The organism is Variovorax sp. P4_D9, from assembly GCF_056401695.1.
On record NZ_JBFUIU010001626.1, the window covers coordinates 1 to 844 of the forward strand.

At 63.4% G+C, this 844-nt stretch carries 2 protein-coding genes; both read right to left on the minus strand.

The features are described from left to right. Positions 1-395: enoyl-CoA hydratase-related protein (locus tag AC1DY5_RS57370; RefSeq protein ID WP_478122996.1), on the minus strand; the 395-nt coding region annotated here is incomplete at its 3' end. Positions 396-546: 151 nt separating this feature from the next. After that, positions 547-844: acyl-CoA dehydrogenase family protein (locus AC1DY5_RS57375; RefSeq protein WP_478122997.1), on the minus strand; the 298-nt coding region annotated here is incomplete at its 5' end.

Genomic DNA, 844 nt, shown 5'->3' on the forward strand with positions numbered 1-844 from the left:
TTCGACACATAGGCTTCCTCGGCAGCGACCCAGATGTCCGAGCCCATCACCAACCCGAAGCCGGCGCCCATCGCGGGGCCGTTGATGGCGGCGATGACCGGCTTGGAGCATTCGACGACCGCGTAGAACGATTCGCGCACCAGCCGGTTGTGGCGGCCGTAGGCGCCGGGCGTGTCCGCGAGATTGGGTCGTTCACGGATGTCGGCGCCGGCCGAGAACACCTTGCCCGAACCGGTGAGCACGACGCACGCCACGTCGTCACGGTCCGACAGTTCGTCGAAACACGCGGTGATGTCGGCACGCAGTTCTGCGTTCTGCGCGTTGACCGGGGGGCGGTTGAGCGTGACGACGGCGATGCGGTCCTTGATGTCGACCAGCAAGGTCTTGAATTCCATGGTGTCTCCTGAGAAAGATGGGGGGGACGGCATCAAATTACCTGCCGACCGGTAAATAATATGAGCCAATTTTGCCAAAATTGCAACGGTAGCCCCTCGGGCAGTGACGCAAATGCGTCACTGCCCATCCGTTGTGAGCCCTCTAGCCCTGTCAGGCACCCGCAGGACGTTTGGCCAGTTCGAGCTTGGCAATGGCGTTGCGATGCACCTCGTCAGGCCCGTCGACGATGCGCACCGTGCGCTGATGCGCATAGGCCTCGGCGAGCCAGAAGTCCTGGCTGACGCCGGCCGCCCCATGCGCCTGGATGGCCCAGTCGACCACCTTGCACGACATGTTGGGCGCCACCACCTTGATCATCGCGATCTCGGCGCGTGCGTTCTTGTTGCCCACCGTGTCCATCTTGTAGGCCGCGTTGAGCGTGAGAAGGCGCGCCTGGTCGATCAGGCAG